This is a genomic window from Ruegeria sp. BB5 (assembly GCF_056539405.1).
This window is the reverse complement of sequence record NZ_JBQFUX010000011.1, coordinates 18999-33256: the sequence shown is the minus strand read 5'-3', so window position 1 is coordinate 33256 and position 14258 is coordinate 18999. Positions and strand designations below refer to the sequence as shown.

Annotated in this window: 13 protein-coding genes; 3 read left to right on the top strand and 10 right to left on the bottom strand. The window is 58.6% G+C overall.

All coding sequences use genetic code 11. The features are described 5' to 3' along the window. Positions 1 to 6: 6 nt before the first annotated feature. From ACR0DL_RS19040 to coxB, 10 genes are all read right to left on the bottom strand, one after another. On the bottom strand, positions 7 to 825 hold the full coding sequence (locus tag ACR0DL_RS19040; RefSeq protein ID WP_480690781.1) for an MBL fold metallo-hydrolase: 819 nt from the start codon (positions 823 to 825) through the stop codon (positions 7 to 9). Positions 826 to 926: 101 nt separating this feature from the next. Then, positions 927 to 1511, bottom strand: a complete 585-nt coding sequence (locus tag ACR0DL_RS19035) for a GNAT family N-acetyltransferase (RefSeq protein ID WP_170351416.1) — start codon at positions 1509 to 1511, stop codon at positions 927 to 929. After that, positions 1511 to 2773, bottom strand: a complete 1263-nt coding sequence (locus tag ACR0DL_RS19030) for a M16 family metallopeptidase (RefSeq protein ID WP_480690779.1) — start codon at positions 2771 to 2773, stop codon at positions 1511 to 1513. The genes ACR0DL_RS19035 and ACR0DL_RS19030 overlap by 1 nt, the downstream gene beginning before the upstream one ends. Next, positions 2770 to 4158, bottom strand: coding sequence for a threonine synthase (thrC, locus tag ACR0DL_RS19025; protein ID WP_480690777.1), 1389 nt, complete (start codon positions 4156 to 4158; stop codon positions 2770 to 2772). The genes ACR0DL_RS19030 and thrC overlap by 4 nt, the downstream gene beginning before the upstream one ends. After that, positions 4155 to 4832 (bottom strand): SURF1 family protein, encoded by a 678-nt coding sequence (locus ACR0DL_RS19020; RefSeq protein ID WP_170414291.1) that lies wholly within the window; start codon positions 4830 to 4832, stop codon positions 4155 to 4157. Before ACR0DL_RS19020 ends, thrC begins: the two co-directional genes overlap by 4 nt. 169 nt (positions 4833 to 5001) lie before the next feature. Continuing rightward, positions 5002 to 5817, bottom strand: a complete 816-nt coding sequence (locus tag ACR0DL_RS19015; RefSeq protein WP_226689814.1) for a cytochrome c oxidase subunit 3 — start codon at positions 5815 to 5817, stop codon at positions 5002 to 5004. 22 nt (positions 5818 to 5839) lie between these two features. Continuing rightward, positions 5840 to 6415, bottom strand: coding sequence for a cytochrome c oxidase assembly protein (locus tag ACR0DL_RS19010; RefSeq protein WP_170533601.1), 576 nt, complete (start codon positions 6413 to 6415; stop codon positions 5840 to 5842). Further along, the gene (locus ACR0DL_RS19005; protein ID WP_170351427.1) at positions 6415 to 6576 is read right to left on the bottom strand and encodes a hypothetical protein; all 162 of its coding nucleotides are present in this window, start codon (positions 6574 to 6576) and stop codon (positions 6415 to 6417) included. The genes ACR0DL_RS19010 and ACR0DL_RS19005 overlap by 1 nt, the downstream gene beginning before the upstream one ends. Further along, positions 6573 to 7529, bottom strand: a complete 957-nt coding sequence (gene cyoE, locus ACR0DL_RS19000; RefSeq protein ID WP_480690775.1) for a heme o synthase — start codon at positions 7527 to 7529, stop codon at positions 6573 to 6575. Before cyoE ends, ACR0DL_RS19005 begins: the two co-directional genes overlap by 4 nt. 76 nt (positions 7530 to 7605) lie before the next feature. Further along, complete coding sequence (gene coxB, locus ACR0DL_RS18995) at positions 7606 to 8517, bottom strand: cytochrome c oxidase subunit II (protein WP_170351431.1); 912 nt, start codon at positions 8515 to 8517, stop codon at positions 7606 to 7608. Between the two features lie 176 nt (positions 8518 to 8693). Between coxB and tldD the strand changes: the two genes are divergently transcribed. The 3 genes from tldD to topA all read left to right on the top strand — a co-directional run bounded on the left by tldD (position 8694) and on the right by topA (position 14251). Next, on the top strand, positions 8694 to 10115 hold the full coding sequence (gene tldD, locus ACR0DL_RS18990; RefSeq protein WP_170351433.1) for a metalloprotease TldD: 1422 nt from the start codon (positions 8694 to 8696) through the stop codon (positions 10113 to 10115). 228 nt (positions 10116 to 10343) lie between these two features. Beyond that, positions 10344 to 11471, top strand: a complete 1128-nt coding sequence (gene dprA / locus ACR0DL_RS18985) for a DNA-processing protein DprA (protein ID WP_480690773.1) — start codon at positions 10344 to 10346, stop codon at positions 11469 to 11471. Positions 11472 to 11632: 161 nt separating this feature from the next. Next, positions 11633 to 14251, top strand: a complete 2619-nt coding sequence (gene topA / locus ACR0DL_RS18980) for a type I DNA topoisomerase (RefSeq protein ID WP_480690771.1) — start codon at positions 11633 to 11635, stop codon at positions 14249 to 14251. Positions 14252 to 14258 lie beyond the last annotated feature (7 nt).

Here is a 14258-nt window from a genome sequence, read left to right as displayed (position 1 = left end):
CAAGCCCTATTCCAGTTCGATCAGATACTGCGGCTCCAGCACGACCACTGTTGGCTGACTTGGCAGAGTACGCAGCGACACAGTGATTTCGGTCGCTCCCTTGCGTTCAACCGGAAAATCATTGCGGATATCGACCAAAAACCGGTCCAGCGAAAAGCCCGAGAACCAGTGCATCGGGATGATAACGGAACTTTTCAGCCGCTTGAGGACCGAGATCATCTCGGGCAGAGGCATCGTCGTTCCCCCATCCACCGCCGCCATGACAACATCCAGCCGTCCTAGTGCGGCGAATTGTTCGTCTGATGGTATATGGTGCAAATGGCCCAGATGGCCGATGCACAACCCTTCCACCTCGAACACAAAGATCGAATTGCCGCGCTCTTCAACGCCGCCATACGCAGATCGGATATCGGTCGAGACATTGCGTACCAGCATCTCGCCCAGATCAAGGTAATGATCGATCCCCTGCCCAAACTCGCCCCACCCCGGTAATACATGCGGGATTGCAGGATCGGGATGAGCGGTCCAATGAGTACTGTGCGCATGGTTCATGGTGACCACATCCGGGATCAAATCGGCACTACCGATAAAGCCGGTGAAATCCGTCACCGCGTTCAACCCGCCCTGTGTCTGGATCAGGAAAGAGGCATGGGCGATATAGCTGATCCGCACGGAAAATTTCGGGATCGGGTCCTGCCACGCCGCCTTGTGAATATACTCGATCCCCGGCGCAGCATCCGCGATGGCGATACAATGGCTCGGCCGCCGCTCCTGCGCCACAGCCCCGCCCGAGATCACCATCAATACCGCAACAATCCAGCGCATGAGGCAAGTGTAGCGCAGAACGCCAACAAGTCATGCCCCTTGTTCATCTGGCCAAAAATATCTCGGGGTAGGCGCGGCTGGCCGCGCCGGGGGCAGAGCCCCTAGCCCGCGTCCGTCTTGCCGCGCCGATCCGACCGCAGGCTGGCATACAGGACATGCGTCCGCCACCGCCCGTTGATCTGCAGATAAGACTGCGCCACGCCCTCATATTTAAAGCCCGAACTTTCCAGCAACCCGCGCGAGGGCTTGTTTTCGGGCAGGCACGCGGCCTCGATCCGGCTCAGATCCAGGCGGGTGAAGGCATAATGGACAATCGCGCCTATCGCCTCGCGCATATACCCGTTGCGGGCAAAGGTTTGACCGGTCCAATACCCCAGCGTACCAGCCTGCGCCGGGCCGCGGCGCACGTTGTCCAGCGTGATCGCCCCCAGAAGCACATCATCGGATCGACGGAATAGGAACAAAGGAATCGCTGTGCCACTGGCCACTGAACGCTGCGCCCAGTAGACGCGATTGGTGAAAGATTTGCGCGTCAGATGATCTTTAGCCCAGATCGGCTCCCACGGGGTAAGGAATTCTTGGGACGCTCGCCGCAGCGCCGCCCAATCGTTGAAATCAGAGTGAACGGGCGGGCGCAGGCTTAGGCGCTCGGTCTCGAGTTTCAGCTTGCGTCTGCCCAACAGCATCACGCCGCACGCCTCTCCTGCAATTCTGCCAGCGTGGGCGCGGCGGAAACTGGACCATAGAGCGCCAAGGCTGCCGGCGCCTGAAGCGCCATCTTTTCTGCAAACGCACGAACATCCCCGGTGCTGACCGCATCGATCTTGGCGACCGTATCCTCAAGCGACGGCACCCGGTCCCAAATCTGAACCAGACGCGCCAGGCGTTCCGCCCGGTTTGATGGGCTTTCCAGCCCCATCAGCATCCCGGCTTTCATCTGCGCGCGGGCGCGGGCAACCTCTTCGGCGCTCATGTCTTCGGCGGCACGCTTCATCTCATCGATGGTAATCGTGGCCAGCTCTGCGACCTGAACCGCCGAGGTGCCTGCGTAGATCGTTGTTGTTCCGGTATCAGCATAGGCCCCGGTCTGCGCAAAGATCGTGTAGCATAGGCCACGTATCTCGCGCACCTCCTGAAACAGGCGCGAGGACATGCCGCCACCCAAAGCGGTGGAGTAAATCTGTGCCGTATAGATCTCATCGTCGCGGTAACCGGGGCTTTCCAGCGCGAGTGCGAAATGGGCTTGTTCCAGCTCTTTCTCTTGTCGCGCTTCGCCACCGGTGAAGCGGGCCGTTTCAGGAACCAGCCCTTTACGCGGTTGAAGATGGCCAAACATCTCTTCGGCCATTTTCATCAGCGCGTCGTGATCCACGGCACCCGCGGCAGACAGGATCATCTGCTCGGGGCCATAATGCTCGGCGACAAAACCCGACAGGTCCTCGCGTGAAAACGCGCTGACCCGCTCAGTCGGGCCCAGAATGGTGCGGCCCAGCGGTTGATCGTGATAGCTCTGCTCTTGCAACCAGTCAAAAATCACGTCGTCCGGCGTGTCATAAGCCTGGCCGATCTCTTGCAGGATCACGCCGCGCTCGACCTCGATCTCGCGCGGGTCAAAGATAGGGTTCAGAACGATGTCACCAATCACGTCCATCGCCAGCGCCACATCGTCTTTCAGAACGCGTGCGTAATAGGCCGTCACCTCGCGCGAGGTATAGGCGTTGATATACCCGCCCACATCCTCGATCGCTTCGGCGATCTGCAGCGCAGACCTGCGCTCAGTTCCCTTGAACGCCATATGTTCAAGGAAATGGGCAATACCGTTCTGCTCGATCCGTTCATGCCGCCCACCGGCGGTTACCCAAATGCCGATGGCCGCCGATTGCAGCCCCGGCATATGTTCACTGACGATACGAAAGCCGTTCTTCAGTTGGTCTTGTCTGACAGTCACTCAGCAATATGCCTTTTGATATGATCCTCAATGGCACCCAGATCATTGGCGATGCGGGTCACCCGTTCCGGACGTTCATACAGATCAGACATGCGAGAGGGAAGAGGCGGATGTACGTCACTCGCCTTCTCAACCGCCGCCGGGAATTTCGCCGGATGAGCGGTGGCCAAAGTGATCATCGGGACGTCAGCCGCACGGTGATCTTCGGCGACCTTGATACCGACCGCGGTGTGCGGGCAAACCAGCTCGGCGCTGTGGGCCAATGTGGATTTGATGGTGGCCAGTGTTTCATCCTCGGACACCCGGCCCGAATCGAAATTCTCGCGCAGTGCTTCCATCGCGCCCTGACTGACGTTGAAGCCGCCATTCTTCAGCTCATCCATCAACTGCGATACAGCGCTGCCATCCTCGCCATAGGCATAGTACAGCGCACGTTCAAAGTTCGAGCTGACCTGAATATCCATCGACGGGCTGATCGAAGGAATGGTGTCGCCCTTGAAGTACCCCTGCCCCGAAAGGCAGCGATGCAGAATGTCGTTCTGATTTGTGGCCACAACCAACCGATCAATGGGCAGCCCCATGCACTTGGCGATATAACCGGCAAAGATGTCACCGAAATTGCCGGTAGGCACAGTGAAGCTGACCTTGCGATGCGGTGCCCCCAGGCTGGCCGCAGCCGAGAAATAGTAGACCACCTGCGCCAACACGCGGGCAAAGTTGATCGAGTTCACGCCCGCCAGTTTCACCCCATCGCGAAATTCGAAATCGTTGAACATGTCCTTCACGGCAGCCTGACAATCGTCAAAGTCGCCATCAACGGCCAATGCATGCACATTGCTGTCTGCCGGCGTGGTCATCTGGCGGCGTTGCACCTCGGACACACGACCATGGGGGAACAGAATGAACACGTCCACGGCATCCAGCCCCCGGAACGCCTCAATCGCGGCCGAGCCCGTATCGCCGCTGGTTGCGCCCACGATGGTCACACGTTCACCGCGCCGCTTCAGGGCCACCTGGAACAGTTGCCCGATCAGTTGCATGGCAAAGTCTTTGAACGCCAGTGTCGGACCGTGGAACAACTCCAGTAGGAAGTGGTTTTCGTTCAGCTGCTTCAGTGGCGCACGGGCATCATGACCAAAGCCTTCGTAGGCGCGGACGATGATCGCCTTGAACTCATCCTCGGCAAAGGACCCGCTGACATAGGGCCACATCACGCTGAACGCGATTTCCTCATAGGGCAACCCTGCCAATGCCGCGATCTCTTCCTGGCTCATAACCGGAATTTCGGCAGGCAGGTACAGGCCACCATCGCGGGCCAGCCCGGTCAGCATCGCCTCTTCAAAGGTCAGTTCAGGCGCTTGGCCACGGGTCGAGATGTATTTCATTGCTCTTCACTTTCAGAAGGGGCGCGATTGCGCCACAGGAAATAACCGGTCATCGCGGCCCAGACCAGAGCCAGACCAAACCATGTGATTGCATATTGCAGGTGGTCATTGGGAATACCCGCAGTGTCGACAGGCAGGGGCGTCACGCCCGGGTCAGTTTGTGAACGGGCGATAAGAAGCACCGGTTCAGCCCCCAAAGCAGCGGCCAGATTGGGCACGTCGCGGGCAAACCAGATATTGCTTTCCATGTCCGGTTCGGGTGTGTACCCGTCGACCTCATCGGGCCAATGCAGATTACCCGTTACCTCCATCTGACCCACCTGCCGTTCAGCCTGCTTGGCAGTGGTCGGAACAAACCCCCGGTCTACAAGAATTGTTCGGTCTTCAGTGCTGAAACGCTGAATAATGCGGTAACCTGCGCCAACAAGTTTGACCGAAACCAGAACATGGATTTCCCCGGGCTCCATCTCACCAGAAATCGTTACCGGCAAGTACTTGTCATCCTCAGGAGAAACGCTGTCGGGTAAGGCAACCGGTGCTGCCGTGATGCGGGTATCAATCTCGGACAGAACACCCTGTTTCCATGTCAGTCGCTGCATTTGCCAGAAGCCCAGAGACAACAGGATCGCCAAACCGGCAATACCAAATATCAGCAGGAACAGGATGCGGCGCATATCGGGACCAGATTTCGTTACCTAAAGGCTCGGGTTGAACCGGCGCCTTGTTAAGGGTGCCACGTGCAAGATTGCAACCACGCAATTGTATCGGGCGCAATCTTGCGCCCTGGATAGAGAAAAAGCCGCCCCTTGGGGCGGCTTTTGCAATTGGATCGCCTGACCGGCGTTAAATCAGCGGGGCCTGACCCCAGATGTAGACGGCGAAGAACAGGAACAGCCAGACGACATCCACAAAGTGCCAGTACCAGGCTGCCGCTTCAAACCCGACGTGTTTTTCAGGGGTAAAGTCACCGCGTAGCGCCCGGATCAGGCAGACCGACAGGAAGATGGTACCGATGATCACGTGGAAACCGTGGAACCCGGTGGCCATGAAGAAGTTCGAATAGAACTGATCGTCGCCGAATTTCCAGCCTTCGTGCGCCAGCAATTCATAATATTCAAAGCCCTGCAGGGCGGTAAATGCGATACCCAGTACGATACCGATAGCCAGACCGTTGATCAGCGCCTTGCGGTCATTGTCATGCACCAGCGCGTGGTGCGCCCAGGTGATCGCACAGCCCGACAGCAGCAGAACCAGCGTGTTGATCAGCGGCAGGTGGAAGGGGTCGACCGCGTGAATGTCCGGCTGGATGTATTCAGTGCCGGCATAGTCGTACATCGGATACATGCGATGTTTGAAGAACGACCAGAACCAGGCGAAGAAGAACATCACCTCGGACATCACGAACAGGATGAAACCATAACGCAGACCGATGCGTACCACCGGTGTGTGATCACCGGCGCGGCTTTCGGCCACAACCTCGGACCACCAGGCGAACATGGTGTATAGCACACCAACCAGTCCCATCCAGAAAACGAATGGCGTTTTGTCGTGCATCCACAGAACAGCACCTAGGAGCATGACAAAGCCGCTCACTGCGCCGATCAGCGGCCAGATCGACGGGGCCAGAATGTGATAATCATGGTTTTTTGCGTGTGCCATCAGCGTCCCTCACCTACAGGCGTTAGTTCGTATTTGTATCTGCCTGCTCATCCAGGGCTGCGTAGCCCTCGGGCAGGTCTATTTCGTAGAATGTATACGACAGAGTAATCGTATGCACATACTTGGCTTCCAGATCCTCGACGATTTCCGGGTCGACGAAGAAGGTTACTGGCATCTGCACCCGCTCACCGGGTTGCAGCACCTGCTCTTCAAAACAGAAACAGGCGATTTTCTGAAAATACCCACCGGCCGAATACGGCGCGACGTTGTAAGACGCCTGCCCGGCAATCGGACGGTCGGTCGGGTTGTGGGCTTCGTAAAAGGCCAATCCGGTCTCACCGATGCGCACTTCCATCTCACGCTCGACCGGTTTGAACTCCCACGCCATGCTTTTGGCTTTCGAGGCGTCAAAGCGGACGGTGACCTTGCGGTCCAGAATATCCTCGGGCGCGGTTTCGGCCACACCAACCGTACCGCCAAAACCAGTGACCCGGCAGAACCAGTCGTAAAACGGCACCGCCGCCCACGCCAAACCGCCCATCAGCACGACCACACTGACCGTCTGCATCACTGTTTTTTGCGGACCGGACAAGGCCATCAGTTCTGAACCTCTTGTGTCGGCTGACCCAGGCCAGTGCCGGAGACTTTTACGATCGTTAGCCCAAAGATGATCACGATGAAGGCAGCCAGCGTCAGACCCACCCCCAGATTGCGGTTGAACCGGCGCTGGTGCAGTTCATGGCTTTTGCGCAGACTCATGACCAACCTCCCAATCCATAGGGTTTCAACAACGCCTCAGCCAGAATCGCGCCGAAGTGCAGGAACAGGTAGAGCAGCGACAGCTTAAAGAATGAGCGCTCGACCTTGAAGTTATCTGCCTCTGAGTCATCCTCGGTGCGGCGCGAGATCTGCCACGCTCCGCGCAGGAACAGGGCGTTCATCACAACAGCAACGGTCAGATAGATCGGGCCACCGATGCCCGAGAAGGACGTGCCAACCGCCAGCAGCGCCAGCAGTACGGTGTAAACAAGAATGTGCCAGCGCGTCGCGCGGCGGCCATGTGTCACTGTCAGCATCGGCACACCCGCATCGTCGTAATCCGAGCGCATGAACAGCGCCAGAGCCCAGAAATGCGGTGGAGTCCACATGAAGGTCAAGGCAAACATCAACCACGGCTCAAGCGTCATCGACCCCGTGGCCGCGACCCAACCGATTACCGGAGGGAAAGCCCCTGCCGCACCACCGATCACGATGTTCTGCGGCGTCGAACGTTTTAGCCACATCGTGTAGACCACGACATAGAAAAAGATGGTGAAACCCAGGAAGGCTCCGGCAAACCAGTTCGTTGCCAGACCCAGCATTATCACCGACAGGCCAGACAGCGCCAGCCCAATGGCCATGGCCTCGCCAGCATCAACCTTGCCGGACGGAATCGGACGGCCTTTGGTGCGCTTCATCACCTTGTCAATGTCAGCGTCCCACCACATGTTCAGCGCACCCGAGGCACCACCACCGATGGCGATGAACAAGATGGCGCAGAAGCCGACAAAAGGATGGACAGGCACAGGTGCCGCCAGCAGACCGACAAGCGCCGTGAACACCACCAACGACATGACCCGCGGCTTCAGCAGTGCGAAATAATCGCCAAAGCTGGCCTCGTCCACGCGGGTCTGCGCGGTCACGGTGCTGGCATTGAAGCTTGCGTCGCTCATGTCGGGTCCTTTTGGGGCGAAAGCTGCGCGATCACCGCGCAGCCTGCATCATGTATTCATCCGGCCAATGCCCGGATCAGTTCGAGGCAACCTGATAGGCCGCAGGCTGGCCTGCATACTCTTCCAAAGCGCCTTGCAGCCATTGCTCATAGGCTTCTTCGCTGACAACCTTGACGGTGATCGGCATGTAAGCGTGGTCCTTTCCGCACAGTTCGGAACACTGACCGAAATAGATGCCTTCCTTGTCAGCCTGGAACCACAGCTCGGCCAGACGACCCGGTACGCCGTCCTGCTTCACGCCAAAGGACGGGATGGTCCAAGAGTGGATCACGTCCGACGCAGTCACCTGCATGACGATGATCTTACCGACCGGCACAACAACGGCCGTATCGGTGGCCAGCAGCCACTCATCATCGCTGTAACCGGAATCGGCCAGCTTAGCGCGCATCGCATCATCCAGAACGAACGGCGTTACGTCGGCATCCGCCGGGCGGGCACCTTCGTCCAGAGTTGCGGGGTGACCCAGCAGATAGCTGTCGAACGCAAAATCGTGATCAACATATTCGTAGGTCCAGTACCACTGGTTGCCCACCACCTTGATTACCACGTCACCTTCGGGAATTTCCTGCTGTTTGAACAGAACCGGAAGTGAGAACGCACCGATAAAGACCAGAACCAGGATCGGCCCCAGGGTCCAAGCAATTTCAACCGGGGTATAGTGCGAGAATCGCGCCGGTGTCGGGTTTGCGCGCTGATTGTAACGCATGATGCAGTAGACCAGTAGGCCCGCGACCAGCAGACAGATGACGGTGATGATCACCAGAATCATCGCGTCCAGTCTGTGAATCCCCACGGCAAGGTCTGTAGCTGCAGGCTGGAAATTTACACCGCCGGCAACCGGCTTGCCAATAATCTCAAGCTCCTGAGCCATGGCGGGAAGGCTGGAGAGGGCTGTTGCAAGCCCGGAAAGCATCAAAGCGTTCTTCATTTTCTGTCCTGATCGTCTGATCTTAGCTTCTCTGGCGAAAAGGTGTGAATCAGTCGCACCTCTCCCGTTGTCTTTGGCCGCGTTAAAAACCATATTCCGGCGGGTAGATAAAGCAAAATGCTTGCGTCAAACAGACGCTATTTTTGATCTGGATCAAACCGGAAAGGTCCCAACCGATGCCCAACGACCCGTTTCGCCCGTTTGAAAGCGTTCTTCCGCAGGACGAAGCGCTTGCAGTTTTGCAGTCGGCCACCGCCGGGGCCGTGGATGGTGAGCTGTTTGTCGAGCGGCGAAAATCCGAGTCTCTGGTCTTTGACGACGGGCGTTTGAAGACGGCGTCCTATGATGCTTCCGAAGGATTCGGCCTGCGTGCTGTGCAAGGTGAGGTGGCGGGCTATGCACATTCCACCGATGTTTCGATCCCGGCGCTGAAACGGGCCGCCGAAACCGCGCGTCTGGCGGTAGGCGATGGTGGTGGCACCTTGGCCGAGGCGCCCCGCGCCACCAACACGCGGCTTTATACGGACGAGGATCCGATCGAATCGGCAAGTTTCCCGGTGAAAATTGAAACACTGCGCGAAATCGACGCCTTTTCCCGCGACCTCGACCCTCGCGTCGTGCAAGTCAGCGCCACGATCGCCGCCGCTGTGCAAGAGGTCGAGATCCTGCGCCCCGACGGGGTTCTGGTGCGCGATGTGCGTCCGATGACCCGCCTGAACATCTCGGTCATTGTCGAACAGAACGGCCGCCGTGAAAGCGGCTCGGCCGGGGGTGGCGGACGCGTTGGTCTGGATGGCCTCATCGACCCGACAGACTGGCAGGACAAAGCACGCGAGGCGCTGCGGATCGCTTTGGTCAATCTGGACGCCATCCCTGCCCCGGCGGGCGTGATGGAGGTGGCCCTGGGCCCCGGCTGGCCCGGTATCTTGCTGCACGAGGCCATCGGACATGGGCTGGAAGGCGACTTTAATCGCAAGGGCAGCTCGGCCTTCGCGGGCCTGATGGGACAGCAGATCGCGTCAAAAGGCGTCACCGTCGTGGATGACGGCACGATTGCCGACCGACGCGGATCAATCACTGTAGATGACGAAGGCACGCCCAGTTCGCGGACAGTGCTGATCGAGGATGGCGTTCTGACTGGTTATATGCAGGACCGTCAGAATGCGCGTCTGATGAATGTTGCGCCCACCGGAAACGGGCGGCGGCAAAGCTATGCGCACAAGCCCATGCCAAGAATGACCAATACGGTGATGTTGGGCGGCAACGCCGATCCTGCTTCGCTTGTGGCCGATATCAAAGACGGTATCTGGGCCGTGGGCTTTGGTGGTGGGCAGGTGGATATCACCAACGGCAAGTTCGTGTTTTCCTGCACCGAGGCGTACCGCGTTGAAAACGGCAAGATTGGCGCCCCGGTCAAGGGTGCAACCCTGATCGGCGACGGACCCTCCGCCCTGAACCGCATCCGGGGATTGGGCAATGATATGGCGCTTGATCCGGGTATGGGCACCTGTGGGAAAGACGGCCAATGGGTGCCGGTAGGTGTCGGCCAGCCAACCGTTCTGATGGACGGCCTGACCGTCGGCGGATCTGCTGCCTGACACAGAATCGGTCACCGGCAAGGTTAACGCCACGTGTGGACAATCAATCGATATTGATGCCTGTCTGAGAATTTCCATCGGGCAGGCAGTTTATTTTCCTGTTTGTTATCTGACGGTTACACCAAACACGCTATCAATTCTGGGAAATTTTCTGAATAGTTTGACAAGATTTACAAGCTGTTAACCCCCTCAGTCGTAAACCAGTTCTGCAATCAGGCGGAGCAACGGATGACCGAAGAGCAGCTTTCTTCCTATCACCCCACACTCCCACCCACCACGGAAGAGGACCGGTTCTCCTGGCTTCGTCTGTTGCGCTCGCGCAAGGTCGGCCCGGCGACGTTTCGTCGGCTGCTGCGCGAACATGGCTCAGCGCAGAATGCGCTGGCCGCGCTGCCTGAAATGGCACGTGCCGCCGGAATCAAAGGGTATGAAATTTGCCCACCTGGCGTGATTGAGGCGGAGCTCAAGGCCGCAAAAGCCGCAAACGCGCGGTTATTGTGCCTTGGGTCCGCTGATTTCCCCACTGCCCTGAACGACTTGTCCGATGCCCCACCGATGCTTTGGGCCATTGGCGACGTATCCATGTTGCGCAAGCCCTCGATTGCGATGGTCGGTGCGCGCAATTGCTCGTCTTTAGGGGCGCGGATGGCGCGTGGCCTGGCTACCGACCTCGGAAAACAAAGATATGTCGTGGTCTCGGGCCTGGCCCGCGGGATTGACACCTCGGCGCATTTGGCGGCGCTGAATACTGGCACGGTGGCGGTCATGGCCGGCGGTGTAGATGTGATTTATCCTGCGGAAAACACCGATCTGGCAAGGTACATCGACCAATCTGGCCTGCGCCTGTCGGAACAGCCCATGGGCGTGACACCGCAAGCCCGGCACTTTCCCCGTCGTAACCGCATTATCTCGGGCCTGGCACAGGCTGTTGTGGTGGTTGAAGCGGCTGCAAAATCCGGCAGCCTGATCACCGCACGCGACGCGCTGGATCAAGGGCGCGAGGTCCTGGCCGTACCCGGCCACCCATTCGATGCCCGCGCGGCCGGGTGCAACCTGCTGATCCGCGACGGGGCCACTCTGGTGCGGTCCGCCGAAGACGTTATCGAAGCGTTGCCAAAACAACAGCCCGAAATATTTGAGGTCCCAGTTCCCGAAATAGCACCCGAACCGGCCGCGTTGGGTGCCACACTGCATCGCGAAATTCTGGCCCGACTTGGCCCGTCGCCTATCGCCGAGGACCAGTTGATCCGCGACATCGCAGCCACGGCAGGCGAGATTGGTCCGGCGCTGGTTGATCTGGAATTGGACGGGCGCATCCAACGTCAGCCCGGTGGGTTGCTGTCGTTGACGGCCTGAGCAAGCGTCTCACGCCCCGCGCTGATTTTTTGAAGGCTATCGCGCTGAAATCGCCGTAAAATTCACGTATTTAAAGGAACGCATTGACAATTCGCTCTTGCCCTACACATCTTGCACGATCATAGAAGGCGCCCAATCCGTCGAGCGAGGTTTCCCCTTAAATGCCTGTTGTTGTTGTAGAATCCCCGGCCAAAGCCAAAACAATCAACAAATACCTTGGCCCTGATTACACTGTCCTGGCATCTTATGGTCATGTTCGCGACCTGCCCCCCAAGGACGGTTCCGTCGACCCCGAGCATGAATTTGAGATGAAATGGGAGGTCGGCAACGACAGCCGTAAACATGTCAAAGCCATCGCCGACGCGCTGAAGGAAGACAATGCCCTGATCCTTGCCACTGACCCCGATCGTGAGGGTGAGGCGATCAGCTGGCACTTGCAAGAGGCGCTGACCAAGCGCCGTTCGATCAAAAAGGATACGCCCGTCAGCCGCGTGACCTTCAACGCCATCACCAAGGACGCGGTGACCGAGGCGATGCAGAACCCACGTGAGGTCGACATGCCGTTGGTCGAGGCGTATCTGGCCCGCCGCGCGCTGGACTATCTGGTCGGGTTCAACCTGTCTCCGGTTTTGTGGCGTAAACTGCCCGGCGCGAAATCGGCAGGACGTGTGCAATCGGTCTGTCTGCGCCTGATCGTCGAGCGCGAGATGGAGATCGAAGCATTCAAACCTGTCGAATACTGGTCGGTACGTGCCCTGTTTGAAACGCCACGCGGTCAGACCTATGAGGCACGCTTGGTCACTCTGGCGGGCAAAAAGCTGGACAAGCACGACTTGGCCAATGCCACTCAGGCGGAACTGGCGGTTCAGGCGATCACCAGCCGCGCGCTCAGCGTTACTTCGGTCGAAGCCAAGCCCGCCGCGCGCAACCCCAGCGCACCGTTCATGACCTCGACCCTGCAACAAGAGGCCAGCCGTAAGTTTGGCATGGGTGCCCGCCATGCCATGCAGGTGGCGCAACGGCTGTATGAGGCGGGTTACATCACTTATATGCGAACCGACGGCATCGACATGGCACCCGAAGCCGTGGCCGCCACCCGCGATACAATTGCCGACCGGTATGGCGCGGAATATGTGCCGGACAGCCCACGCATGTATAAGAACAAGGCCAAGAACGCACAGGAAGCGCACGAGTGTATCCGCCCAACGGACATGGCGCGGGATGCCAAGGCACTGAAGGTTACAGATGAGGATCAGCGCAAGCTGTATGACTTAATTTGGAAACGCACCATCGCCTGTCAAATGGCCGCCGCGCGATTGGAAAGAACAACGGTTGAGGTTGGCAGCGCCGACGGCCAGGTTGGCCTGCGCGCCACCGGTCAGGTGGTGTTGTTTGACGGCTTCATGCGTGTTTATGAAGAGGGCCGCGATGATGTGGCCGATGACGACGAGAAGCGCCTGCCGCAGATTATGCACGGCGATCCGGCACCGTTTGCCAAGACATCGCTGAAGGATCAGTTCACCAAGGCCGAGGACAAGGCCGCTATCCTGTCCGACAACGAATCCGTTCTGGCCCTGCAACACCACACCCAGCCGCCGCCGCGCTATACCGAGGCCACCTTGGTCAAGCGGATGGAAGAGCTGGGGATCGGGCGCCCCTCGACATATGCCTCGATCGTGACCACGATTCAGGACCGGGAGTATGTACGCAAGGACAAGAACCGTCTGATTCCCGAAGAAAAAGGCAGGATCGTTACGATCTTTCTGCTGAACTTCTTTCGACAATATGTGGGCTATGAGTTCACAGCCAATCTGGAGGAACAGCTGGATGATGTCAGCGCCGGTGGCCGCGACTATAAAGAACTGCTAGGCAAGTTCTGGCGTGATTTCTCAGCCGCCATTGGCGAGACATCGGAATTGCGTATTTCCGAGGTGTTGGACAAGTTGGACGAGGCACTGGCGCCGCAACTGTACCCCCCGCGCGAGGATGGGTCTGATCCGCGTATCTGCCCGAAATGCGGCGTGGGACAACTGCACCTGAAGACCTCGCGCACGGGCGGGTTTGTGGGTTGCGGCAACTATCCCGAATGCACCTATACCCGTCCCATCGCGGGCGAAGGGGCCGAAGGCGACGAACGTCTGCTGGGTGAGGATGCGGGCGATGACATTTGGCTGAAATCCGGCCGGTTCGGTCCTTACGTTCAGCGCGGCGAACCCACGCCCGAGAACAAGAAGCCGCCGCGCGCGTCCCTGCCCCGCGGGTGGAGCAAGGATGACATGGATCTGGACAGGGCGCTGACGTTGCTGTCCCTGCCCCGCCAGATCGGCGAACACCCCGAGGGCGGTATGATCAGCTCGAATTTTGGGCGGTTTGGACCGTATCTGATGCACCAATTGCCCGAGGAAGCAAAACCGGTCTATGCCAACCTCAAAGACCCCAACGATGTGTTCGAGATCGGTATGAACCGCGCAGTTGAAATGCTGGCCGAGAAGCGCGCCAATCCGGGGCGCGGACGCAGGGCCGCTGCCAAACCGCTAAAAGAGCTGGGCGAGCACCCCGATGGCGGCGCAATGCAGGTTCTTGATGGGCGGTATGGGCCATACGTGAAGTGGGAAAAGGTCAATGCCACCATTCCCAAGGATATCAAGCCCGAAGACGTGACGCAGGAAATGGCCATTGAGCTGGTCAATGAGCGGGCTGCCAAGAAGGGCACCAAGAAAAAGGCCGCACCCAAGAAAAAAGCGGCAGCCAAGAAAACAACCAAGAAGGCGGCCACCTAAGGGTGGC

Coding starts and splice junctions, on each gene's coding strand:
- ACR0DL_RS19040 (WP_480690781.1), bottom strand. CDS start 825: ATGCGCTGGATTGTTGCGGTATTGATGGTGATCTCGGGCGGGGCTGTG.
- coxB (WP_170351431.1), bottom strand. CDS start 8,517: ATGAAGAACGCTTTGATGCTTTCCGGGCTTGCAACAGCCCTCTCCAGC.
- dprA (WP_480690773.1), top strand. CDS start 10,344: ATGACCGAAGAGCAGCTTTCTTCCTATCACCCCACACTCCCACCCACC.
- topA (WP_480690771.1), top strand. CDS start 11,633: ATGCCTGTTGTTGTTGTAGAATCCCCGGCCAAAGCCAAAACAATCAAC.
- cyoE (WP_480690775.1), bottom strand. CDS start 7,529: ATGAGCGACGCAAGCTTCAATGCCAGCACCGTGACCGCGCAGACCCGC.
- ACR0DL_RS19035 (WP_170351416.1), bottom strand. CDS start 1,511: ATGCTGTTGGGCAGACGCAAGCTGAAACTCGAGACCGAGCGCCTAAGC.
- thrC (WP_480690777.1), bottom strand. CDS start 4,158: ATGAAATACATCTCGACCCGTGGCCAAGCGCCTGAACTGACCTTTGAA.
- tldD (WP_170351433.1), top strand. CDS start 8,694: ATGCCCAACGACCCGTTTCGCCCGTTTGAAAGCGTTCTTCCGCAGGAC.
- ACR0DL_RS19010 (WP_170533601.1), bottom strand. CDS start 6,415: ATGGCCTTGTCCGGTCCGCAAAAAACAGTGATGCAGACGGTCAGTGTG.
- ACR0DL_RS19005 (WP_170351427.1), bottom strand. CDS start 6,576: ATGAGTCTGCGCAAAAGCCATGAACTGCACCAGCGCCGGTTCAACCGC.
- ACR0DL_RS19015 (WP_226689814.1), bottom strand. CDS start 5,817: ATGGCACACGCAAAAAACCATGATTATCACATTCTGGCCCCGTCGATC.
- ACR0DL_RS19020 (WP_170414291.1), bottom strand. CDS start 4,832: ATGCGCCGCATCCTGTTCCTGCTGATATTTGGTATTGCCGGTTTGGCG.